This window comes from Gemmobacter aquaticus, assembly GCF_007859075.1.
Classification (GTDB): Bacteria; Pseudomonadota; Alphaproteobacteria; order Rhodobacterales; family Rhodobacteraceae; genus Gemmobacter; species Gemmobacter aquaticus.
Window position 1 is genome coordinate 1099375 of the sequence record NZ_VOAK01000011.1, and the last position, 21596, is coordinate 1120970.

The 21596-nt window shown below is 61.8% G+C and carries 18 protein-coding genes and 3 tRNA genes; 12 read left to right on the forward strand and 9 right to left on the reverse strand.

The features are described from left to right. Positions 1 to 122: 122 nt before the first annotated feature. Complete coding sequence (locus tag FQU74_RS07515; RefSeq protein WP_146285782.1) at positions 123 to 1592, forward strand: leucyl aminopeptidase; 1470 nt, start codon at positions 123 to 125, stop codon at positions 1590 to 1592. A gap of 12 nt (positions 1593 to 1604) precedes the next feature. After that, positions 1605 to 2072, forward strand: coding sequence for a DNA polymerase III subunit chi (locus FQU74_RS07520; RefSeq protein ID WP_146285783.1), 468 nt, complete (start codon positions 1605 to 1607; stop codon positions 2070 to 2072). Here FQU74_RS07520 and FQU74_RS07525 read toward each other — a convergent pair. Further along, positions 2069 to 2644, reverse strand: coding sequence for a retropepsin-like aspartic protease family protein (locus tag FQU74_RS07525; protein WP_146285784.1), 576 nt, complete (start codon positions 2642 to 2644; stop codon positions 2069 to 2071). The genes FQU74_RS07520 and FQU74_RS07525 overlap by 4 nt on opposite strands. Positions 2645 to 2852: 208 nt before the next feature. On the opposite strand from FQU74_RS07525, the gene rpsB reads away from it, so the two are divergent. Both rpsB and tsf read left to right on the forward strand, forming a co-directional pair. Continuing rightward, positions 2853 to 3617 (forward strand): 30S ribosomal protein S2, encoded by a 765-nt coding sequence (rpsB, locus tag FQU74_RS07530; protein WP_146285785.1) that lies wholly within the window; start codon positions 2853 to 2855, stop codon positions 3615 to 3617. 90 nt (positions 3618 to 3707) lie between these two features. Continuing rightward, entirely contained in the window at positions 3708 to 4604 is an 897-nt protein-coding gene (gene tsf / locus FQU74_RS07535) for a translation elongation factor Ts (protein WP_146285786.1), read from the forward strand. Between the two features lie 320 nt (positions 4605 to 4924). Here the strand turns inward: tsf and FQU74_RS07540 are convergent, their stop codons facing one another. The 3 genes from FQU74_RS07540 to FQU74_RS07550 form a co-directional block, all read right to left on the reverse strand. Next, a complete protein-coding gene (locus FQU74_RS07540; protein ID WP_146285787.1) occupies positions 4925 to 5692 on the reverse strand; it encodes a helix-turn-helix transcriptional regulator in 768 nt (255 codons plus the stop codon). Positions 5693 to 5930: 238 nt separating this feature from the next. Then, positions 5931 to 6623, reverse strand: a complete 693-nt coding sequence (rpe, locus tag FQU74_RS07545) for a ribulose-phosphate 3-epimerase (protein WP_146285788.1) — start codon at positions 6621 to 6623, stop codon at positions 5931 to 5933. Positions 6624 to 6823: 200 nt separating this feature from the next. After that, a complete protein-coding gene (locus tag FQU74_RS07550) occupies positions 6824 to 7999 on the reverse strand; it encodes a BaiN/RdsA family NAD(P)/FAD-dependent oxidoreductase (protein ID WP_146285789.1) in 1176 nt (391 codons plus the stop codon). A 100-nt stretch (positions 8000 to 8099) separates the two neighbouring features. Here FQU74_RS07550 and FQU74_RS07555 point away from each other — a divergent pair. After that, a tRNA-Gln gene (locus FQU74_RS07555) sits at positions 8100 to 8174 on the forward strand. A 91-nt stretch (positions 8175 to 8265) separates the two neighbouring features. Here FQU74_RS07555 and FQU74_RS07560 read toward each other — a convergent pair. Next, positions 8266 to 8342, reverse strand: a tRNA-Arg gene (locus tag FQU74_RS07560). A 30-nt stretch (positions 8343 to 8372) separates the two neighbouring features. Further along, complete coding sequence (locus tag FQU74_RS07565) at positions 8373 to 8837, reverse strand: GNAT family N-acetyltransferase (RefSeq protein WP_146285790.1); 465 nt, start codon at positions 8835 to 8837, stop codon at positions 8373 to 8375. Between the two features lie 327 nt (positions 8838 to 9164). On the opposite strand from FQU74_RS07565, the gene FQU74_RS07570 reads away from it, so the two are divergent. Further along, positions 9165 to 9239, forward strand: a tRNA-Gln gene (locus FQU74_RS07570). A gap of 189 nt (positions 9240 to 9428) precedes the next feature. Here FQU74_RS07570 and FQU74_RS07575 read toward each other — a convergent pair. Continuing rightward, positions 9429 to 10427 (reverse strand): AraC family transcriptional regulator, encoded by a 999-nt coding sequence (locus tag FQU74_RS07575; protein WP_206665001.1) that lies wholly within the window; start codon positions 10425 to 10427, stop codon positions 9429 to 9431. A gap of 387 nt (positions 10428 to 10814) precedes the next feature. On the opposite strand from FQU74_RS07575, the gene FQU74_RS07580 reads away from it, so the two are divergent. Both FQU74_RS07580 and FQU74_RS07585 read left to right on the forward strand, forming a co-directional pair. Further along, positions 10815 to 13523: a DUF1254 domain-containing protein gene (locus FQU74_RS07580; RefSeq protein WP_229704301.1), complete on the forward strand. Its 2709-nt coding sequence runs from the start codon at positions 10815 to 10817 to the stop codon at positions 13521 to 13523. A gap of 119 nt (positions 13524 to 13642) precedes the next feature. Next, entirely contained in the window at positions 13643 to 15220 is a 1578-nt protein-coding gene (locus FQU74_RS07585; protein ID WP_146285792.1) for a hypothetical protein, read from the forward strand. 505 nt (positions 15221 to 15725) lie between these two features. Here FQU74_RS07585 and aroB read toward each other — a convergent pair. Together aroB and FQU74_RS07595 are read right to left on the reverse strand one after the other, a co-directional pair. Continuing rightward, entirely contained in the window at positions 15726 to 16841 is a 1116-nt protein-coding gene (gene aroB / locus FQU74_RS07590; protein WP_146285793.1) for a 3-dehydroquinate synthase, read from the reverse strand. A gap of 1 nt (position 16842) precedes the next feature. Further along, complete coding sequence (locus FQU74_RS07595; RefSeq protein WP_146285794.1) at positions 16843 to 17388, reverse strand: shikimate kinase; 546 nt, start codon at positions 17386 to 17388, stop codon at positions 16843 to 16845. Between the two features lie 182 nt (positions 17389 to 17570). Between FQU74_RS07595 and FQU74_RS19700 the strand changes: the two genes are divergently transcribed. The 4 genes from FQU74_RS19700 to FQU74_RS07610 are packed head-to-tail and all read left to right on the forward strand — an operon-like array spanning position 17571 to position 21596. Further along, positions 17571 to 17705, forward strand: a complete 135-nt coding sequence (locus FQU74_RS19700) for a hypothetical protein (RefSeq protein WP_268236738.1) — start codon at positions 17571 to 17573, stop codon at positions 17703 to 17705. Beyond that, a complete protein-coding gene (locus FQU74_RS07600) occupies positions 17695 to 19323 on the forward strand; it encodes a hypothetical protein (RefSeq protein WP_146285795.1) in 1629 nt (542 codons plus the stop codon). The genes FQU74_RS19700 and FQU74_RS07600 overlap by 11 nt, the downstream gene beginning before the upstream one ends. A gap of 3 nt (positions 19324 to 19326) precedes the next feature. Then, positions 19327 to 20277, forward strand: a complete 951-nt coding sequence (locus tag FQU74_RS07605; RefSeq protein WP_170246203.1) for a site-specific tyrosine recombinase XerD — start codon at positions 19327 to 19329, stop codon at positions 20275 to 20277. Further along, positions 20274 to 21596, forward strand: coding sequence for an HlyC/CorC family transporter (locus FQU74_RS07610; protein WP_146285797.1), 1323 nt, complete (start codon positions 20274 to 20276; stop codon positions 21594 to 21596). The genes FQU74_RS07605 and FQU74_RS07610 overlap by 4 nt, the downstream gene beginning before the upstream one ends.

Here is a 21596-nt window from a genome sequence, read left to right on the forward strand (position 1 = left end):
ACGGCTGGACGCTATCGCAATTCGCAGGCGGGGAAAACTGCTATCTGGTCAAGCGGCGGTGCAGCCGTTAGCCTCCCGGCGAAAGCCCGCCAAAGCGGGCACGCAAACAGCCGGAGGTTCGCATGTCCCATCCCGTTCCGATCCAGTTCCAGCCCGTCGATGCCGAGGGCCTCGCCGGGGTCGTGGGGCGCATCGCGGTCATCGTCGACGAGGCCGGCAAGCCCGGACCGGCGGCACGACGGCTGGACAAGCTGATGCGCGGCGCGCTGGCGCGGTTTCTGGGCTCGGACGCCTTTGGCAAGCTGAAATCCGGCGAAAGTGCCGATCTGGGCTGGCCCGCCGGTCTTGCGGCCGAGGCGGTGCAGGTCGTCAAGCTTGACCGCAAGGCCGATGCGGTGCAGGCCCGCAAGGCCGGGGCGGCCATCGGCAAGGCGCTGTCGAAAGCAGGGACGCTTGTGATTGCCGAGAACGTCAAGCTCGCGGCAGAGCTGTCGTTCGGTCTTGCGCTGCGCGCCTACGACTTTTCCCCGCACAAGACGGGTGACAAGACGGTTCCCGGCCCCGTGACGCTGATGGTGACGAACCCAGAAGCAACGGCCGCCGATGCCGCACCGCTTGCCGCATTGGCCGAGGGCGTCTTCTTCACCCGCGATCTGGTGAATGAGCCCGCGAACGTGCTGACCACCTATGATTTCGCCGCGCGTCTTGCCGCGATGCAGGAGATCGGCCTGGATGTCGAGATCCTTGAGGAGGAAGAGCTGACCAAGCTCGGCATGGGCGCGCTTCTGGGCGTGGGGCAGGGGTCCGAGAGCCCGTCCAAGGTCGTCGTCATGCAATGGAACGGCGGCAAGAAGGGTGAGGCACCGCTTGCGCTGATCGGCAAGGGCGTGGTTTTCGATACCGGTGGCATCTCTCTCAAGCCCGCAGCCGGGATGGAAGAGATGACGATGGACATGGGCGGGGCGGGCACCGTGGCGGGTGTGATGCGCACGCTCGCCCTGCGCAAGGCAAAAGCCAATGTCGTGGGTCTGGTCGGACTGGTCGAGAATATGCCCTCGGGCCGCGCGCAAAGGCCCGGCGATGTGGTGCGCACCATGAAGGGTGACACGGTCGAGGTGATCAACACCGATGCCGAAGGCCGCCTCGTTCTGGCCGATGTGATGTGGTATGCGCAGAACCGGTTCAAACCGGCAGGCATAATCGATCTTGCCACGCTGACCGGCGCCATCATCATCGCGCTCGGCCACGAGAATACCGGCGTCTTTTCCAATGACGATGCGTTCTGCGAGCAATTCATGCGCGCGGCCCGCGCCGAGGGCGAAGGCGCGTGGCGGATGCCCATGGGCGAGGCCTATGATGCCAAGCTGAAGTCCCGCGTGGCAGACATGATGAACGTGGGCGGGCGCGAGGGCGGCTCGATCACCGCCGCGCAGTTCCTTCTGCGCTTCGTGCAGGACGGAATGCCGTGGATCCACCTCGATATCGCGGGCACGGCGGCGCTGAAGGCTGACAGCACGCTGAGCCCAAAGGGCGCGACCGGCTGGGGCGTGATCTCGCTTGACCGTATGATCCGCGACCGGTTCGAGAGCTGATCGCAACAGGCGATGCCAGTTCTCTTTTACCACATCACCCGGTCCTCGGTGGAAGAGACCGCGCGCGCCTTGATGGAGCGCGCGCTCCAGCAGGGCTGGCGTGTCATGGTACGCGGCACGGACCCGCAATCTCTGGACCGGTTGGACCAATGGCTGTGGCTGAACCCTGAGGACGGGTTTCTGCCGCACGGCCTTTCGGGCGGCCCGCAGGATGCCGACCAGCCGGTGCTTCTGGGCACCGGCGCGATCGCCAATAACGCAAAGGCGCTGATGCTCATCGACGGTGCCACTGCCGATGCCGTCGAGGCGTCGGCACTTGAACGGGTCTGGGTGCTGTTTGACGGCAATGACGACAGCGCCCTCGCCACCGCCCGCAACCACTGGAAGGCTGTCGTGGCTTCGGGGCAGGCGGCGCAATACTGGTCGGAAGAGGGCGGCCGTTGGGAGAAGAAGGCCGAGAAACTGCCCGACAGCGCCTAGCGCAGGGTCAGGATCATCCGGTCGCCATCGATCTCGAGCCGCCAGTGGCGCAGGAAATCCATGCCGAGCAGCGAGACCTGCATTGCGCCATCGGTCACATAAGCGGGCAGGCGGCTATCAGAGACCTCGCCCAGCCGAACATCCGAGAGCGTCACGCGGGCAATGCGGACGATGCCATTGGCGGTGCTCGCCTCTCCGATCCAGCTGAGCCCGTCGGTACGGATACCAAGCCGCTTGGCATCATCGGCACTGAGCACGACATTCGACGCACCGGTATCGACCAGAAAACGGACCTTCGTGCCCTGGACGAGCAGCGTCAGATAAAAGTGCCCGTCGCCTGACCGGCGAACCTCGATCCGGTCTCCTTCGGCGTTCTGGAAGGGCAGTATCTGCGGGCGGATGTCAGACCACAGGCCATAACCCGCGATGAGACCCACAAAGATCATGCCCCAGGCTGCGGCCATGCGGAGCCCACGCCCGATGCTGCCCCGGAATTCAACCAGCATCCAGCCACTGATTGCCACCAGAAGCACCAACAGATAGACCAGACGCGGGAACATATCTTCCGACATTCCCAAGAGCTAGGCATTGCCCCGGCGCCGCGCAAGGAAAACCGCGCCCCATATTGCGCGATCACGGGCTTGCAATCCGCCAGGGCAGGCTGTAAGGGACGCGCACTTCACAGGCGAGGCTTGGGCCCTCGGGGGAGAAATCCCTGAACGGTCCGCCGGTTGGGAGAGATCCCTCAAGGCTTCGCCGAGGCGCAAACCGGAAAAGGATATGGACATGGCGCTCCCCGAATTCTCCATGCGTCAGCTGCTTGAAGCTGGCGTTCACTACGGCCACCAGACCGCTCGCTGGAATCCCCGCATGGCGGAGTACATCTACGGCGACCGTAACGGCATTCACATTCTCGACCTGACGCAGACTGTTCCGATGCTGGATCAGGCGCTGAAAGTCGTGCGCGACACCGTCGCCAAGGGCGGCCGCATCCTGTTCGTCGGCACCAAGCGTCAGGCCCAGAAGCCGATCGCCGAAGCCGCCGAGAAATGCGCGCAGTACTACATGAACCACCGCTGGCTCGGTGGCACGCTGACCAACTGGAAAACCGTTTCCCAGTCGATTCAGCGTCTGAAGCAGTTCGACGAACTGCTGGCTTCGGGCGCCGAAGGCCTGACCAAGAAAGAACGCCTGAACATGGAACGCGAGCAGGCCAAGCTTCAGGCCTCGCTGGGCGGCATCCGTGAAATGGGCGGCGTGCCGGATCTGCTGTTCGTGATCGACGTGGGCAAGGAAGACCTCGCCCTGCTGGAAGCCAAGAAGCTTGGCATCCCGGTCGTCGGCATCGTCGACACCAACTGCTCGCCCAAGGGCGTGGACTACGTGATCCCGGGCAACGACGACGCGGCCCGCGCCATCGCGCTTTACTGCGACCTCGTGGCTCGCGCCGCTCTGGACGGCATGTCGGCGCAGCTTGGCGCCGCTGGTGTTGACCTCGGCGCGCTGGAAGAGGCTCCCGCAGAGGAAGCTGCTTCCGAGGCCTGATCGCACGGCAGGCCCCTTCGGGCCCCGTCGCAAATGCGTTACCCGGCGGGCGTAGAGCCTGCCGGGATCATCCGTTCTGGGAGAAGAAACATGACAATCACCGCAGCTATGGTGAAGGAACTGCGCGAGTCGACCGGCGCAGGCATGATGGACGCCAAAAAGGCGCTGACCGAAGTGAATGGCGACATGGAAGCCGCCGTTGACTGGCTGCGCACCAAGGGCCTCGCAAAAGCCGCCAAGAAGGCTGATCGCGTTGCCGCCGAAGGTCTGGTCGGTGTGGCCGTGGCCGGTGGCAAAGGCGTCGCCGTCGAAGTGAACTCGGAAACCGACTTTGTCGGCAAGAACGCCGATTTCCAGAATCTGGTGCGTGACATCACCAAGGTCGCACTTGGCGTGGGCGATGTTGCCGCGCTGAAGGGCGCTTCGGTGAACGGCAAGACCGTTGAGGCTGCGCTGACCGACGCCATCGCCACCATCGGCGAAAACATGACCCTGCGTCGCATGGCCTCGGTCGAGGGTGACTCGGTTGCGGCCTACATTCACACCGCCGCTGCCGATGGTCTGGGCCGCATTGGCGTGCTGGTCGCGCTGAAAGGTGCCGACAACGGCATCGGCAAGCAGATCGCCATGCACATCGCCGCTACCGCACCGGTTTCGCTGTCGGAATCCGACATGGACCCGACCGTGGTTGAGCGTGAGCTGGCTGTGCAGACCGCCAAGGCGCTGGAAGAAAACGCCGCCTCGGCCAAGCCCAAGCCTGAAGCCGTGATCCAGAACAACATCATCCCGGGCCGGATGAAGAAGTTCTTCGAGGAATCGACGCTGCTGAACCAGAAATTCGTCATCAACCCCGACATCACCGTGGCCCAGGCTGCGAAAGATGCGGGTGTCGAGGTCGTCGGCTTTGTCCGCATGGCTGTTGGCGAAGGCATCGAGAAAGAGAAAGAGGATTTCGCCGCAGAAGTGGCCAAGGCCCTGCAGGGCTGAAACCTGGCGAGCATGTTGCAGAAAGGCGGCCTTCGGGCCGCCTTTTTCGTGTCCGGGTGTCGGGCGTGGGGCAGGGCTCTGAAAAAAGAACGGTGCAGTGGGGGATCACTGCACCGTTCAATGGTTTACGTGCATCCCGAGGAATAAGGATGCGACCATGTGCACCAAGGAGAGCGAGGGAAATTCTCGATCACTTGATCCGAACCCTTACGGGTGAGATCCGTCAGAATGGACGAACCGGAGGATGTTCCAAGCCGAAGCCACCACAGGAACAGCGGCAGATTCCCAGAAAAGTTGACGTAAGGGAAGTCAGGTTTTCCTTACCGTTGCGCAACATCCGGAAGAAAGATCTGATGCAGCAACGTGCCTTTGGCAACAGCTTGCGCGGTCGTTTCCACGTTTAACGCAGCGCGCGCAAGCCGCAAGTGCTTTTCAACCATTGCGTTCGAGATTCCCATCAGCATCGCAATATCTTGTGTGGTTTTGCCCTCGGCCACCCACTCCAACGCCTCACGCTGGCGCGCAGAAAGCGTGCGACGCCGGGCCGCATGTGGCAGATGACAGATGCGCAGATGCAGCATCTGCGCCACGGCCTCTATCCCGTCGCCGACGCGCGCGAGGATGGCATCCACACCATCGTGGTCAATGCCCGGATCGGCGGCAAGGCCCAATGCGCCCTTGGCCCGGGTCGTTGCATCGTGGAAGCTGAAAGTCAGGCCCGCACGCAAACCCCATTGGGAATTCTGGCGCACAGCGCTGACCTCGGTCGGGGTCAGTTCATCGCGCAGCAGCTTTTCTTCAACCCAACGCCAGGTGCAATGACCCTCATTGTCGACAGCCCAGCGATAGAGTGCGGTGCGGGCATAAAACCCACCACGGAAATAAAAGTTGCTGTAACCAGCCGGAAAGCTGGTGAGGTAGATCGCATCATCCGGGTCGCCAATAGATCCGGCGACGCGAAATCGGGTAAGACCATAATTGGCACGCGAAAAGCCGTGCGAAGCAAAGTAGCCAACGGCCAGCTCCCACACTGTGCTGACACTGGTTTCACGCGCAATCCGGTTCAGCAACTGCAGAACATCAGACATCAAACTACCCGTAAATGCTTGTAGGCAAATATTCCTGCGCGCTTAAAAGATCGTAAGCAGGCCGCCCAATTGCTATCGTCATAACGGTGTTACACGCCGCAGTCGAGTGGCTGCAGGAGTTTACGCGACATTGGGGCAGGGGGATGCGGGCAGGCGCCGCAAAAAGCAGAGAATCTGCCGAGCTATATGCCCGGCAAACATCCAAATCCTAAGCCGTATGGCTGTTCAGGCGCCGCTTTCAGCGAATCGCAGCTTCCGCGGCCGCGCGAATGGCCCGGATATTGTCGCCATAGGCTTGCGGTGCACTGACCGAGCCGCCCTTGAAGACGGCCGAACCCGCAACCAGCACATCGGCGCCCGCGGCGGCGACCAGCGGCGCGGTTTCAGTCGTCACGCCGCCGTCGATCTCAATGTGGATCGGGCGATCCCCGATCATGGCGCGCAGCGACTGCACCTTGGCAATTTGCGAATTGATGAACTTTTGCCCGCCAAATCCTGGGTTTACGGTCATCACGCACACCAGATCGACCATGTCGAGAAGATGCCCGACGGCATCAAGCCCGGTGCCGGGATTGAGCGCAAGGCCCGCCTTGATCCCATGCGCACGGATCGCCTGCAATGTGCGGTGGATATGCGGACCGGCCTCGAGATGCGCGGTCAGGACGTCGGCTCCGGATTGCGCGAACGCGTCGATATAGCTATCCACCGGCGCTATCATCAGGTGCACGTCCATGACGCCCTTGATGTGCTTGCGGATCGCCGCGCAAGTACTTGGCCCGAAAGTGATGTTCGGAACGAAATGGCCATCCATCACATCGACATGAACCCAATCTGCGCCTTGAGCCTCGATCGCATCACACTCGGCTCCGAAGTTGGCGAAATCTGCCGACAGGATCGACGGGGCAATCTTGATCGCGCGTGAGAATGACATGCTGGCCTCTGGAAGCGGATGTGACGACGGCTGTTTGCACGATGGGACCGCCAGGTTGCAAGGGTTGTCGCAAGGCTACGCGACGAAAGCCAAGGGTTTTCGCGATTATATTACATAATATTGATTATGCGTTAATTATGCGCGCGCTGGCGGGGCGCCACCTGCTCGCCGATCGTCAGATCTGACCCAGACCTGGCCATTCAGGCAACCTGACCCGCAGCCCATCCAGAAGACCATGCCCACTGGAAATTATATCCACCAAGCCAGCCGGTTACGTCGACCACCTCACCCACAAAGAAAAGACCCGGCACATCCTTTGCCTGCATCGTGCGCGCATCCAGCGCATCGGTCGAGACGCCACCCAACGTCACTTCGGCCGTCCGATATCCTTCGCTGCCTACAGGTGTGATTGGATAGCCATGAACCAACGCCGCAAGCTTATCGAGGCGCGCGTTATTCTGATCTGCGAGGTTTCCAGTCAGAGTGCTGACCGTTTCAAGATGGCGCGCCAGTTTCTCGGGCACAAACCGCGCAAGGGCCGTGCGCAACTGCACCCGCCCCGCATCCTGCCGCGCCTCCCGCAGCCCTTGGGCTACATCTACCCCACGCGCCAGATCGAGGTTCAGCGTATCGCCCTCGCGCCAGTAAGAGCTGATCTGCAGGATTGCCGGCCCTGATATGCCACGATGGGTGAAAAGGATCGCCTCGTCAAACCCAACGGGCCCCAGGCTCGCGCGTCCCTCGACAGAGGTCCCGGAGAGCGGCTTCAGCGGCTCCAGCACCTGTTCGGCCAGCGTGAGCGGCACAAGACCCGGTCTCGTTTCGACAAGCGGAAGGCCAAAGCTTTCAGCCACCCGGTAGCCAAAGCCCGTGGCTCCCATTTTCGGGATCGACTTGCCCCCCGTCGCTACAATGACCGAAGCTGCGGAAACTATCCCGCGCGACGTTTCGATCTGGAACCCATTTCTGCGCCGAATGGAGCCAATTTCTGTTTCAAGCCAGATCGTTACACCGAATTCCGCAAGTTCCCTCAGAAGCATCGAGAGGATCTCACGCGATGATCCGTTGCAGAAGAGCTGCCCCAGAGTCTTTTCATGCCATTTGATCCCGGCCGCATCCACCCGTGCGATGAAATCCCACTGGGTGAATCGCTTTAACGCAGAGAGCGCGAACCGCGGGTTCTGCGACAAAAAGCACTCGGGCCGGATATGCAGGTTTGTGAAGTTGCACCGCCCCCCGCCTGATATGCGAATCTTCTCGCCCGCTGCTTTGGCATGGTCGATCAGCAGCACGCGGCGCCCGCGGCGGCCTGCCTCGATCGCGGCCATCATACCGGCTGCGCCGGCCCCGAGAATTGCAACATCCACTTGCATCATGCGCCCTTCCTAGCCGTCCCAGCCAGCACCAGCCAGCACAGATTGTGTGAAAAACGCACTTGCAGCCGCCCGGAGCATTGGCTAATTACCGCCGCACGGTTGGGGCGTCGCCAAGTGGTAAGGCAGCGGTTTTTGGTACCGCCATACCTAGGTTCGAATCCTAGCGCCCCAGCCAAATCATCCATACAGATCAAGACACTGTCGCCACATCCGTTGGCAGTAAGCACCACGTGCTGTGCCACGTCCGTTTTTGGTTTGGGGAATTTTGGCGGGCCCAGAAGGACTCGAACCCTCAACCTGCCGATTAGAAGTCGGCTGCTCTATCCAGTTGAGCTATGAGCCCGCTGCCGCTCTTTTGCGACAAGCTGCGGGCCTAGGCAAGGCTCAAGGTCATGAAAAAGCTGTTGGGATCGTCATGGTACCCCTCGAATGGTGGGCATTGGACGAAACCCGCAGCGGCATAGAGCGCTCGGGCTGGCGTAAAGACATCCTCGACCCCAGTCTCAAGGCTCAGGCGCGTGTAGCCTCGCGCGCGCGCTTGCGCCATCAGATGATCAAGCAGCACCCGTGCCAGACCGCGTCCGCGCGCCTCGGCAACGATATGCATCGACTTCAGTTCGGCATGATCAGCATCGATCTTCTTGACCGCCCCCATGCCCAGCACCGCAGCCCCTTCGCGCAGCGTGAAAAAATCGATGCCCGGCGCTGCGAGTTCCGATGGATCCAGCGCGTGAACACTTTCGGGCGGAGACGACGCCCACATCAGATCAAGGTGGCGGCGCAACAGTGGCAGCACTTCGGCTGACAGAGGCGAATCGATACGGATCTCGACAGACATGCAGACCTTCCCATATGCCGTGCGGTACAGCCCGCCTGCGGCATCGCAAACATTGGCGGCAGATCACCGCCGCCACAAGATGCGAAAGGCAAAGATAACCGTCGGCGCAGTACCGAGGCCAGACGATTCAGGGGCGCAAGAGTTCAATTGCCTCGACCCAATCAAATAGCAAAACGAGTTGATCAGAAATACGCGCTATATAACAATATATTGCACGAAAGTATTTAGGCCTCCCTGCCCTGCCTGCAGCATTCCTTTCGCCCCCTGCGCAAAGATGATCTTCCCCCTTGCACTCGATGAATGGCTTCGCTAGATACGCCGCACGGTTGGGGCGTCGCCAAGTGGTAAGGCAGCGGTTTTTGGTACCGCCATACCTAGGTTCGAATCCTAGCGCCCCAGCCAACAACCATCCTTGATCGTTGCGCTGAGTACCCCAATCGGATGGTGATTGGGGTTGGCCCTTGAGGTACCCCAAACGCGTATTTCGGGTTGCCCCGCGAGCATCCACCCGCAAACCGAAGCTGCGCCATGACGAAATTCAGGCGACCAGGCAGTGAGCATACCCTCGAACGATGCAGTCTCAGCCAAGCTTCAACCTGGGTTGCCTCTCTGAGACTTGAACCTCTTCGGGCTGGCACCCGTCCAGCGCAGCATGGCGCGCGTGAACGATGATTGGTATTCATAGCCAAGATCGCCGGAAACCGACTTCGCAGTTGCATTTGGCATCGACATAAGCCTCATGGCGTGGGTTTGACGCACCTCTTCCACCAGATCGGAATACACAAGGCCTTCACCAGACAGCCGTCTTTGAAATGTTCGAACGCTGGTGCCGCTGAGTTTTGCCATTTCTCGAATGGTCGGGATGTCCTCGGCCAACATTGATACCAACATGGTCTTTACGCTGCCCCCGAAACTACCGTCACCGCGGATGGGTTCGAGAGCGGGAAGGCGCCCGCTAAGAAGATGATCACGCGCCACCCTGGGAAAGGGCCGCTCGGCCATCGACGCATCCAGCACAATATGAGTTCCGCGACGCTCGGAGGGCCGGACGGCATCGCCGAACCAGGTACGCAGATGCTTCACACCAAAATCTGGATGTGGCGGCAGATCGATCAGGGTCATTCTCGGACCAGCAGCGCCAGTCATACCAAGCAGCCGATCCGCCATGGCGACCGCATATTGCAACAACAAGTGCTCGGTCTCGGGATCGAACTTGACCGTGTACGAGTGCCAGACGTCGACAGATGACGGCGCGACCTTGATTGCGAGTTGTTCGTGCGAGCAGAAGACTGGCAACACCGCAGATATACGCGAAAGCGCCTCAATGGGTGTACGGGTCCCGAGTGCCACTGCGCCAAGAAGCGCAAGCTCGGTCGTGCTTGCCTCTGCGACGATCCGGCAGGCGACGTCGGGTCCTTCTTTGCGGGCAAGCGCCCGCAGAAAACCGCCGACATGCAGCAACGGAACGGGGCGAAATGGGTCGCCAAACGGCGCTGAAGACAGTCCGAAGGGTTGAAGAAACGGCTCACAATCGATGTCACGCGCCTTCAACCAGCTGATCGCAGGCGACAGCGACAAGGCGCGGATCATCGGAACTGCGTGCGGCATGTGCCCCCCTGCAAGTTGAAACCATCAATGGCTTCATTTCCCTGTCTATTCAAGTTCTGGCACCAAAAGACAAATCCCGCGACCGACTTCAGCCGAGAACATAGGAAACAATCACGAAGGAAGGCCCGGAGGATGCTTTTGGACCGAGAGACGAGCTTTGAATCCTGTTCCGGAATGACTTTTACGGCCCTTCAACCCCCACAAGCGGATTCTGACAGGACTGCATGCCGCCGCAGAGGACTGCGATCGAAATTGTGTGCGGCGGTCGCCGGTTCAGCGTTTCTTGGCATTACGGGGAACGCACTTGCACAGACCGTCGATCCAGACCTAAGCATAGACGAGTTCCGCACCACGGTCGAAGAGGCGTATGTGTACGCCTTTCCAATGCTGGTCGCCTACAAGGTGCTGCACGACTACAATGTGGATCAGAAATCGGGCGCATTCCTTGCCCCGTTCAACCAGCTTCACAACGAAGCGCGGGTGTTCTCTCCCAAAGATACCACCATCGTCACACCTAACAGCGATACGCCCTATTCCATGGTGCAACTCGACCTGCGGGCAGAGCCGATGGTGTTCTGCCTGCCTGAGGTCGACAAGGCCCGCTATTACAGCGTGCAGTTGACCGACATGTTCACCAACAACTTCGGGTATATGGGCAGCCGCACCACCGGCAATGGCGCCGGATGCTACATGGTGGCAGGACCAGAATGGACTGGCGAGACACCCAAGGGCATCAAATCCGTCTTCACCAGCGAAACCGACTTCACCTTCTCGATCTTCCGTACCCAGTTGTTCAACCCGGACGACATGCCGAATGTCGAGAAGGTCCAGGCAGGATACAAGGTGCAGCCTCTCTCGGCCTTTCTGGGTCAGCCTGCCCCTGAGGCCTCACCGGAGATTGACTGGCCGGAACTGACGCCCACCGCCCTTGGCGCCGACTTTCCGAAGTATCTCAACTTCCTGCTGCAATTCGCACCACAGTCCGCGCTCCCCGAGTCCGAACAGAAGCTGCTGGCCAACTTCGCCCGGATCGGGATCAAGGCGGGCGAGCCCTTCGACAGCACGAAGCTTTCCGCCGACCAGCAGACAGCCCTTGGCGACGCGATCAAGTCAGCCACTGCCAAGATTGGAGCCGCGGCGGATTCTATCGGCGTTGCGGTCAATGGCTGGCAGGTTGGCGCCGCTGCGGGTAGCCGCGACTTTTTCAACGGCAACTATGCGCTGCGCGCGGCCGGTGCCAAGGTCGGCATCTACGGTAACGACGCCGAAGAGGCGAGCTATCCCTTCGCCCGCAACGATGTGAACGGGGTGCCACTGGATGGCAGCCGCCACGACTATACGCTGACCTTTCCGGCCGGCGCATTGCCACCGGTTAACGCCTTCTGGTCGATCACCATGTACGACGGCGATACGCAGCTTCTGATCGATAACCCGATCAACCGGTACCTGATCAATGCGCCGATGCTGAAGGATCTCAAGACAAATGCCGACGGCTCGCTGACGCTGTACATACAGCACGAAAGCCCCGGCAAGGATCGGGAATCCAACTGGCTGCCCGCCCCCGCCGGCCCGATCTTCATGGTCATGCGGCTCTACTATCCAAGGACCGAAGCCCCGTCCGTGCTGCCTGTCGGGCAAGGAACATGGCAACCACCGGGAGTCATTCCGGTTCGCAACGATCGCGCGCAGAACGTGACGCGGTTCGGCGACAAGTCGCTGGAAACCGTGGTCCGCACCGATGATCGCTATGGGCATGACAGCTTCTTCCAAGGACCGCGCGGCTGGCCCTACTGGAACATGCTGGAATATCCCAAGCCGATCCAGAACCCGAACCTTTGGCCGGACACCCAGTCCACCTACTTCCTGTCGCGGTTTGCCCTGCCCGCCGGCAGCACTCTGACGCTTCGTGGCGCGTTCCCGCGCGCGCGCTACTTCAAGTATGCGCTCTACAAGTCCGCGCGGGGAACGTTCGTGTCCACGGGCGAGGATCTGGCCGGAAAAGCGATCGTCCCAGATCCGGGATCGACCAATCCGTTCGTCGTCGGCAACAACCGTCTGACCGAGCCCCGTGACTATACCATCAGAATCGTGGCCCAGGATCCGCCAAAGGATGCCAACGACCGCCAGCCCAACACGCTTTATGCAGGCACGGATGGGGGTGAGCTGCAGATGGTGATGCGGATCTACTTGTCAGATCAGGGCAGCGATGGTGCGGGATGGGGCCCCTGGGCCTCGGGGACGTCGAAGCGCGGCCTGCCGACGCTGGAAGGCACGCTTGCCGACGGCACCCTGCTTGAGGGCGAGGCCGCCGCTTCCGCCTTCGGTCGCCCCACCAAGGGTGGCACCGCGCAGCCCTTCACCGCCAAGCAATGGGAGGCGCTGGTGACTGCCAAGGGCAATGACCCGGCGCTTGATCCTGCAACGGCGCCCGCGCGGAAAGAGGTCCGTTGGGAGAAGTACTGGAGCATCCCCTATTCGATCCTGGGGGCCTTCAAGACCCCAGAAGAGCAGGCGAAGATCCCATTTGCGGGCGCCACGGATGCAGGCGGTGACACAGAAACGCAGTACATGATCGTGCATCTGTCGCGCCAGTTCGGCCCGGTTTTCGTGACGCGCGGCAAGCTGCCCACCTTCCCCGACACCTATGCCGGGGCTACCGGTCAGGGGCTTGCGGTCATGCCCGAGGCTCAGACTCAGTACTTCTCGATCGTCAGCTGCGAAGCCGCACCTTCGGGACAGATCGTTGACGGACTGATCGACATGCAGATCCCGGTCGACAAGGACGGCAACTATACCATCGTCTACAGCCGTGCCGAAGACCGCCCGGCCAATGCAACCGAAGAGAACGGCGTTGCATGGATCGAATGGAGCCCGCGTGGCGAGGGGATCAGGGGCCCCGGTAACCGCACCGATTTCGGCATGTTGATGATGCGGATCATGGCCCCTAGCGCGGACTGGGCCGAAAGCCCGGCCAACGTGACCAAGCCCGGCGATGAGGAAAAGATCATGGGCGCCTACTACCCCAAGGGCGAATACACGACCAAAGAGGCATTCGAGGCGCTTGGGGCTGCTCCGTAACCGGGCTGGCAGGTCGCAAGGATGAATGTGCAGTGCCACCCCGCGCCGCGAACACTCAAATCAGCCTCCAGAAACCGGGCCGAACGGCATGGACTGGCCGAGGAAAAGGATATCCAACCATGAATGCTCTCTCGCTTATTCCCGTCGTGACCATGGCCCTTGTGCTGCACGCCGGCCCATCTCTGGCCGAAACACCGTCTAACCTTGAGGCTGCAAACGGCCCGATCCCCGGGGATGTGACGCTCTACGCCAAGGAATTGGCCTGCCAGCAGGCCATCCCGACGCCTGGCTATTTCTCGTCGCTGAATGGCGCCGAAATCTCGGATGCACAGCGCAGTGGCAGGTTTCCCTGCGCCACGTTTACCGGGTCTTTTGATGGCCCCAACACGGTGTTCGCCTTCCGCAGCATCGACGACTACCCTGGCATTTCCTACATCAACAACCGGCGTCCGGGCGAACTTTACATCGTCGGTGGCGAGTATCCGACCAAGGACGACCCCAACATGGTTGGCCCCTATATCGCCAAGGCGGATGCCACCACAGGCAAACAGGTCTGGCGTACCTACCTTGACAACCTCAATGTCACCGGTCGCTGGATTGGCAACGCCAACCTTAACATCCTGGCCGACGGCAACATTGCCTTCGCGTGGTCAAGCTTCATCGCGCTTCTCGATGGTGACACCGGCGAGATTCTGAAAATCAACGCTCTGCCCGGCGGCGAGGCGCCGATCGAGGATGTGAACTTCAAGCATTTGACCATCGCGCCTGACGGCACGCTGATCCTGAAAAGCCAGACCCGCCCGGTTGGCTGTACGCTTCAGGGCACGATGGCCATCATTGAATGCTCGGCGCAAGGGATGAAGCTGCCGAACTCGGTGATGGTCGCGGTCGATCCGAAGACTCTGGACGTCCTGGACATGTTTCAGCTTCCGCAGACCGCCGCCTCGCCGCACATCATTGCGCCCTACGGGGACAAGATCGCGATTTATGTGCCGATGTTCGACATTCTCGCGCGCTACTTCTGGGATCCGGCGACCAAGAAGATCACCGCCGATGATACCTGGGTCGGCCGTCCGCTGGTTGAGGGCCAAAAGGCCCTGACCGCACCTTCGATCATTAATGACTGGGTCGTGGTGCAGACCAACGGATTGCTCAGCAAAGACAAGGGCTCCAGCGTTGTCGTCTTCCACAAGGATGATGTCAGCAAGACCCATTCGATCTTTCCATTTGGCGAGGAGCTTGGCGTCGCAGGGTTCAGCTGGGCTCCGCCAAAGAACGGCACTGATCCGGAAAACAACATGCTCTATTCGGCCGACATGGGGATGAAGAAGGTCGCCGGAATCAAGATCGACCCGGTCACGGGCGAATTGTCTACTGCCTTCGTTCTCGACAACATCACCAGCACGTTCCAGCCTGTTTTTGGCCCGGCGGAGAAGCGGGTGCTGGTGTTGACCAATGTCAAACTGCCCGTCGCCATAGAGCCGGTCCCGCTGGCAATCAAAAGCTCGAACTACACCGAACAGGTGACCTGGCGCGACGCAGCGACCGGAAAGATCTTGGCGGAATCCGATTTCTTCGAGCCGCTCTCTCTCAACGCGCTGACACCTCCGGGATTTGGCGGCCGGGTCTACTTCCCGACGGCAGAGGGCAAGGGGTTTTACGTCCTGCAGCCCATGCCCGCCACCCCTGCCCAATAGCGATCACACGATATGGCAGGGCTAAACTCCAGGAGCGTGAGTTAGCTCGACAGGCGTGTCTTCCCGTCCAAACCGGGTGGACGAAACTGATCTGCCATACACTGCCCAATATCAAGGCCTTCCACTGCTACCGCACTCTTCAACGCTCTCGAGAGATTGTTGGTCGCAGGGTCAGCCTCGATTCCGCCAACTTGGTGCGCTGCCATTGCTTTGTGCCCCCCGATATCTCCTCGATCTGCTTCCAGAGTCCGGCCTATGGAGCGGGCTGAACATGAAGAGATCGAGGTTCACGGAAGAGCCGATCGTTGAGATTTCGCAGAGGCAGGAAGCCGGAGCGAAGACAGAGTTGTGATGCAGGCAATGAATGTCAGAGGGGACGCAAACGCCCGCAGCCCATTGCTCCGCTCCCTCAGCGCAATGGCGCCAAATTCAACCGTTGGCACTGGTTTCGGCTGAACAAAAGCAGGGGGCAGAGCAGCCGGGCAGCATGTTGCCCCCCTTGTCTTCAGCGCGCGGCAATCGCGTTCGTCAGAACATCAAGGACCTTGTCTGATGGCACATCATCGGCAACGAAAGCCTCACCGATACCGCGCGCCAGAATGAAGCGCAGCTTGCCGTCCTGAACCTTCTTGTCCTGCCCCATCAGCTCCAGCAAAGCCTCGGGCCCGGGCAACTCGCCCGGAATATCGGCGACGTCGACCTTCATGCCCATGCTGCGCAGATGGGCCCGCACGCGGCTTGGGGCCTCTTGCGAGCAGAGGCCAAGCCGCTGGCTCAACTCAAAGGCAAGCGCGCATCCAATGGCGACACCCTCGCCATGCAGCAGCCGGTCCGAATAGCCGGTGGCCTTTTCAAGCGCGTGGCAGAAGGTATGACCGAGGTTCAGCAGCGCGCGATCCCCCTCTTCGGTTTCATCGCGTGAGACGATGTCGGCCTTCATCTCGACCGACCGGCGCACGGCGTACTGACGTTTGGTACGATCTGGCGCAAGTTCGGGGCCATTCACCTCCAGCCAGTCGAAGAACGCAGCATCACCAAGAAGGCCGTATTTCACGACCTCGCCATAACCGGCCAGAAAATCGCGTTTGGGCAGACTTTCAAGGATGCCGATATCGGCCAGAACCAGTGACGGCTGGTGGAAGGCGCCTACAAGGTTCTTGCCCTGGGCCGTGTTGATCCCGGTTTTGCCACCGACCGAACTGTCGACCTGAGCCAGCAGCGTCGTGGGGATCTGCACGAAGCGCACGCCGCGGCGCAGGACGGCCGAGGCAAAGCCGACAAGATCGCCGATGACACCACCTCCAAAGGCCACGACGACATCGCGACGTTCCACCTTTTGTTCGAGCAGCCATTCGACGCAGCGGGCAAATTGCGGCCAGCCCTTGGTGCTTTCACCTGCCGGCAGGGCAAGGCTGACGGTCGCAATTCCTTCGGCTGCAAAGGCCGCCTCAAGCGCGGCAAGATGCAGCGGCGCCACGGTCTCGTCCGTGACAATCGCCACCCGTTTGCGGCGCAGCATGGGAGCAATCTCTTGCCCTGCCCGGCCGATCAGCCCCGCCCCGATCCGCACCTCATAGCTGCGCGCACCAAGCGCGACGGGAACCACATCGACCCCGGTCATCTCATTTCCTTTCAAGCACATCGTCATGGTCGCGCAGGGTCTCCAGTACTCGCTGCGCCATTGCCTCTACCGAGATATCCGGCGCCGAGTCCACCACGAGATCGGCCAAGGCATAAAACGGCACGCGCGCTTCATAGAGCGACTGCAAGGTCGCGCGCGGGTTCGGTGTCCGCAGCAGCGGGCGCGTCGTCTTGTGGCGCACGCGCTGCCACAGAAGGTCAATATCGACACGCAGCCAGACCGAAACCCCCGCCTGTGCCACGATTTCGCGGTTCTTCTCGCTCAGAAATGCGCCACCGCCTGTTGAAAGAACGCAAGGCTCGCCGCGCACAAGCCGGGCCAGCACCTCGGACTCGCGGGCCCGAAAGAACGGCTCGCCATCGCGTTCGAATATCTCGGCAATGCTGCGCTGTGCAGCCTTTACGATTTCTTCGTCGGAATCCCGGAAAGGAACGCGAAGAAGCCGCGCAAGCGCCGTGCCAACCGCCGTCTTGCCTGCGCCCATCATTCCCACGAGCACAACCGTCTTCTTCAGCCGCTCGGTCAAATCCGCCCCCAAACCTGGCCTTCTGCCCTGATCACGCGAAAAACCGCGGGTCCGACAAACTTTTCACTCTGAATGGCGTGAAGTCGGCACGATTGCCATATATAATCGACGCAAATTCCGCGCGGGACCGGGCTTTCAAGGTCGCCGTTCGGCAAGAAACGGGCAGATTCGGGAAGGACCCCATGGGACGTATCGTCAAACTGTTGCTGCTGCTGGCAGCTGTCGGATTTGTTGGCCTTGTGGGATTCGCCTATCTTGGGGACCTCTCCCCGGTGCAGCAGCCCGTCACGAAGCCGGTGACGCTGGATGGCAACTGACAGGCGCTTTCGTAGTCTGGTGATCCTGGGCGCTCTTGGCTTCGGGCTGATTCCGGCGGCCGCAGTGCGCGCCGAGGGGCCTCTGTCAGCAATTGACTGGCTCTCGGAGTCGGTGGCGCTTCCGCGAGGCGCAACCATCGTGGCGCCCGAACCTCCGCCACGGAAGGGGCGCTTCCCCTCATCCGTGCCGCTGCCCGACAAGCGCAGCGACGAGCCCGCCGTGACCAAAAGCGCCCGCCCGGCCGAAATCACGGCATCGGTGCTGGGCAAGCCTTCACCGGATGGTGCGGGGCTGCTGTCCGCCACGCGCACCGGATTGCCTTACCGTCTCTGGGGGCTTGCCCGAACCGAGGATATCGCGCGCGGTATCTCGGCCGAGCGTCTGGACACCCTGCCCGCCCTGCAGGGTCTGATGATGACGCTGCTTCTGGCGGAAACCGAGCCGCCCGTTGACAGCGGCGGACGCGGGATATTGCTGCTTGCACGGATCGACAAGTTGCTCGCCATGGGGGCGCTGGATCAGGCGATGGCACTGACCTCGGTCGCCGGACGGCCCGGTCCCGAATTGTTCCGGCGGCGTTTTGACATCTCGCTTCTGGGTGGGACCGAGGACTTTGCCTGCGAGGAAATGGCCGCAGCCCCGCATCTGGCCCCAACCATTCCCGCGCGCGTGTTCTGCCTTGCCCGCGCCGGTGACTGGCAGGCGGCGGCGCTGACACTGGATACCGCGATAGCACTTGGTCAGGTGAAAGAGGACGAGCAAGAGCTGCTACGGCGCTTTCTTGACCCCGGCCTTGCCGACGGGGCCGAGCCCCTGCCCGCCCCCGCCACGCCGACCCCGCTCGTCTGGCGAATGTATGAGGCAATTGGCGAGCCGCTGCCGACACTGGGCCTGCCCATCGCCTTTTCACACGCCGATCTGCGCCCTCAGGCGGGCCTCAAGTCGCAGATCGAGGCGGCCGAGCGGCTTGCGCGCGTCGGTGCGATCAGCCCGAACCTTCTGCTGGGCCTTTATACCGAACAGAAGTCAGCGGCCTCGGGCGGCGTGTGGGATCGTGTGGATGCCTTCCAACGGTTCGATGCCGCAATGGCGTCGGCCGAGCCTGCGCGTGTGTCCGAAGCTCTGGCGCCTGCGTGGGCTGCGATGACCTCGGTCGAGTTGGAGGCGCCTTTTGCCGCGCTTTACGGTGCACGGCTGTCAGAGCTGCCGCTGTCCGAAGATGCCGCGCGGCTCGCCTTCCGGATCGGGCTTCTTTCGACCGAGTATCACGAGGTGGCGACGGTGCGTGCCCGCAGCCAACCGGCCCCTGATCCAACCGAGTCCTTCCTGATCGGGCTTGCGACCGGAGATCTTGCCGGACGCCAGCCATATGACAGCATGTCGCGCGCCATCAGCCCGGCGTTCACATCACCCCGCATCACCGAATCCGCCCAAGCGCTGCTCGACGATCGCCGCACGGGCGAGGCGCTTCTGCAAGCCATTGATGACGTCGGGCGTGGGGTTACGGGCGACCCGCGTGGCGTAACCGAAGGGCTGTCGCTGCTGCGCCGGCTCGGGCTAGAAGATGTTGCGCGACGGACGGCGCTGGAGCTTCTGATCCTCGAAAGGCGCGGCTAGGTCATGGACGGCGCAGCGCCAATGCAGCGGTGGATTTCGACCTTCCTTGACGCGCAGGCGGCCGAACGCGCGGCCGCGCAGAACACGCGTCTGGCCTATGGGCGCGACCTTCTGGATTTCGCAGGTTGGCTTGCGGCGCGCAACACCGACTTTCAGGCCGCGACGCAGCAGGACGTGGAGACCTATCTCGTCGGGCTGGAGGCTCAGGGCCTTTCCAAGGCGACCCGCGCGCGCCGCCTGTCGGCAATCCGGCAGCTGTACCGCTTTGCCCATGAAGAGGGTTGGCGCGCCGATAACCCTGCCCTGCGCATGAAGGGTCCGGGTTCCGAAAAACGCTTGCCGCTCGTCCTGACGCATGAAGAAGTGGACCGCCTGCTTGAGGCCGCGCGCGACAAGGGTCGCTCGCTGGATGACCAGATCCGCAACTGTGCGCTGCTGGAACTGCTCTATGCGACGGGGCTGCGCGTGTCCGAACTGGTGGGCCTGCCGGTCGCGGCTGTGCGGGGTGATCCACGCATGATCCTCGTGCGCGGCAAGGGCGGGAAAGAGCGTATGGTGCCACTCTCGGCCCCGGCGCGAACAGCGGTGGCAGAATGGCTTCAGCGCCGCGACCGCCTTGAAGAGCTTGACCGCAAGTCGGGCAAGCCCGCGTCAAAATTCCTGTTTCCGGGCCGGGGTGCGGCGGGCCATATCACGCGGCATCACTTCTACATCCTGATCAAGCAGATCGCCGTCCTGGCCGGGGTCAGCCCCGCCAAGGTCACGCCCCACAGCCTGCGCCATGCCTTCGCGACACATCTTCTGGCCGGCGGCGCCGATCTGCGTGTGATCCAGACGCTGCTTGGTCATGCGGATGTCGCAACAACCGAGATCTATACGCATGTCCTTGACGATCACCTGCGCGACTTGGTGATGCAGCACCATCCGCTGGCCGACCGAACGGAGTCGAAATGACCGAGCCTGCCTTTGTTTTTGACCTGTCGACTGCATTGACCATCGGGGCGATCGTGCTGCTGCTGATCTGCTCGGCCTTCTTTTCGGGCTCGGAAACCGCGCTGACGGCCGCCTCCCGCGCGAAGTTGCGGGCCCAGGCCGACAAGACCGCCGACCCGGATGCCCACCGGGCGCAGCGTGCCCTGCAGGTAACCGATGACAGCGAGCGCATGATCGGCTCGCTGCTTCTGGGCAACAACATCGTCAACATCCTGTCGGCCTCTCTTGCAACCGCGCTGCTGACGCGCGCCTTTGGTGACGGCGGCGTTGCGCTGGCGACCTTTGTGATGACGGCGCTCGTCCTCGTCTTTGGCGAGGTGCTGCCAAAGACAGTAGCGATCACCTACCCTGAGGCCGTCGCAATTCGGGTGGCGCCCGTCGTGCGCGTGCTGGTCGCAGCCTTCTCACCGCTGGTCGCCACCGTTCGTGCGCTGGTGCGCGGCCTTTTGCGCCTGATCGGCCTGAAGCCCGACAACGAAGGGCGGATGCTCGCCATGCGCGAAGAGATCGTGGGCGCCATTGCCCTTGGCCACAGCGAGGGCGCAGTGGAAAAGGAAGACCGCGACCGCCTGTTGGGCGCGCTGGATCTGTCGGACCGGACGGTGGAAGAGGTGATGAAGCACCGCCGCCACATCGAGATGATTGATGCCGACCTGCCGCCCGAGGAAATCCTCAGCCGCGTTCTCTCGTCGCCCCATACCCGCTTGCCGATGTATCGCGAAGACCCCGAGAACATCATCGGCGTGATCCACGCCAAAGACCTCCTGCGCGAGGTAGAGCGTCTGCTGCGCGATGGCGCGGGCGATCCGGAACAGCTCTCGGGTCTCGATGTGATGAAGGTGGCGATGAAGCCCTACTTCGTCCCCGAAACCACCACGCTCGACGAGCAGATGCGCGAGTTTCTGAAGCGCCGCACCCATTTCGCACTGGTCGTGGATGAATACGGCGCGCTTCAGGGCCTTATCACGCTTGAAGACATCATCGAAGAGATCATCGGCGACATCACCGACGAATTCGACGTGGTCCGCAATGAGGATGTCCCCAAGCAGGATGAAACCGGGAACTATCTGGTTGATGGCGCGATGACGATCCGCGACCTCAATCGCGCGCTGGACTGGAGCCTGCCCGATGATGAAGCCAACACCGTGGCCGGTCTGGTCATCCACGAGGCGCAGATGATCCCGAACGAGGGGCAGATCTTCCGCTTTCACGGTTTCCGGTTTGAGGTTGCCGCCCGTCGCGAGAACCGCATCACCAAGCTGAAGATCCGCCCGCTCTGA

What these genes read in the sequence shown, in the direction of transcription:
- FQU74_RS07515 (WP_146285782.1), top strand. Translation starts at nt 123, where the DNA reads ATGTCCCATCCCGTTCCGATCCAGTTCCAGCCCGTCGATGCCGAGGGC.
- FQU74_RS07520 (WP_146285783.1), top strand. Translation starts at nt 1,605, where the DNA reads ATGCCAGTTCTCTTTTACCACATCACCCGGTCCTCGGTGGAAGAGACC.
- FQU74_RS07525 (WP_146285784.1), bottom strand. Translation starts at nt 2,644, where the DNA reads ATGTCGGAAGATATGTTCCCGCGTCTGGTCTATCTGTTGGTGCTTCTG.
- rpsB (WP_146285785.1), top strand. Translation starts at nt 2,853, where the DNA reads ATGGACATGGCGCTCCCCGAATTCTCCATGCGTCAGCTGCTTGAAGCT.
- tsf (WP_146285786.1), top strand. Translation starts at nt 3,708, where the DNA reads ATGACAATCACCGCAGCTATGGTGAAGGAACTGCGCGAGTCGACCGGC.
- FQU74_RS07540 (WP_146285787.1), bottom strand. Translation starts at nt 5,692, where the DNA reads ATGTCTGATGTTCTGCAGTTGCTGAACCGGATTGCGCGTGAAACCAGT.
- rpe (WP_146285788.1), bottom strand. Translation starts at nt 6,623, where the DNA reads ATGTCATTCTCACGCGCGATCAAGATTGCCCCGTCGATCCTGTCGGCA.
- FQU74_RS07550 (WP_146285789.1), bottom strand. Translation starts at nt 7,999, where the DNA reads ATGATGCAAGTGGATGTTGCAATTCTCGGGGCCGGCGCAGCCGGTATG.
- FQU74_RS07565 (WP_146285790.1), bottom strand. Translation starts at nt 8,837, where the DNA reads ATGTCTGTCGAGATCCGTATCGATTCGCCTCTGTCAGCCGAAGTGCTG.
- FQU74_RS07575 (WP_206665001.1), bottom strand. Translation starts at nt 10,427, where the DNA reads ATGATCCGCGCCTTGTCGCTGTCGCCTGCGATCAGCTGGTTGAAGGCG.
- FQU74_RS07585 (WP_146285792.1), top strand. Translation starts at nt 13,643, where the DNA reads ATGAATGCTCTCTCGCTTATTCCCGTCGTGACCATGGCCCTTGTGCTG.
- aroB (WP_146285793.1), bottom strand. Translation starts at nt 16,841, where the DNA reads ATGACCGGGGTCGATGTGGTTCCCGTCGCGCTTGGTGCGCGCAGCTAT.
- FQU74_RS19700 (WP_268236738.1), top strand. Translation starts at nt 17,571, where the DNA reads ATGGGACGTATCGTCAAACTGTTGCTGCTGCTGGCAGCTGTCGGATTT.
- FQU74_RS07600 (WP_146285795.1), top strand. Translation starts at nt 17,695, where the DNA reads ATGGCAACTGACAGGCGCTTTCGTAGTCTGGTGATCCTGGGCGCTCTT.
- FQU74_RS07605 (WP_170246203.1), top strand. Translation starts at nt 19,327, where the DNA reads ATGGACGGCGCAGCGCCAATGCAGCGGTGGATTTCGACCTTCCTTGAC.
- FQU74_RS07610 (WP_146285797.1), top strand. Translation starts at nt 20,274, where the DNA reads ATGACCGAGCCTGCCTTTGTTTTTGACCTGTCGACTGCATTGACCATC.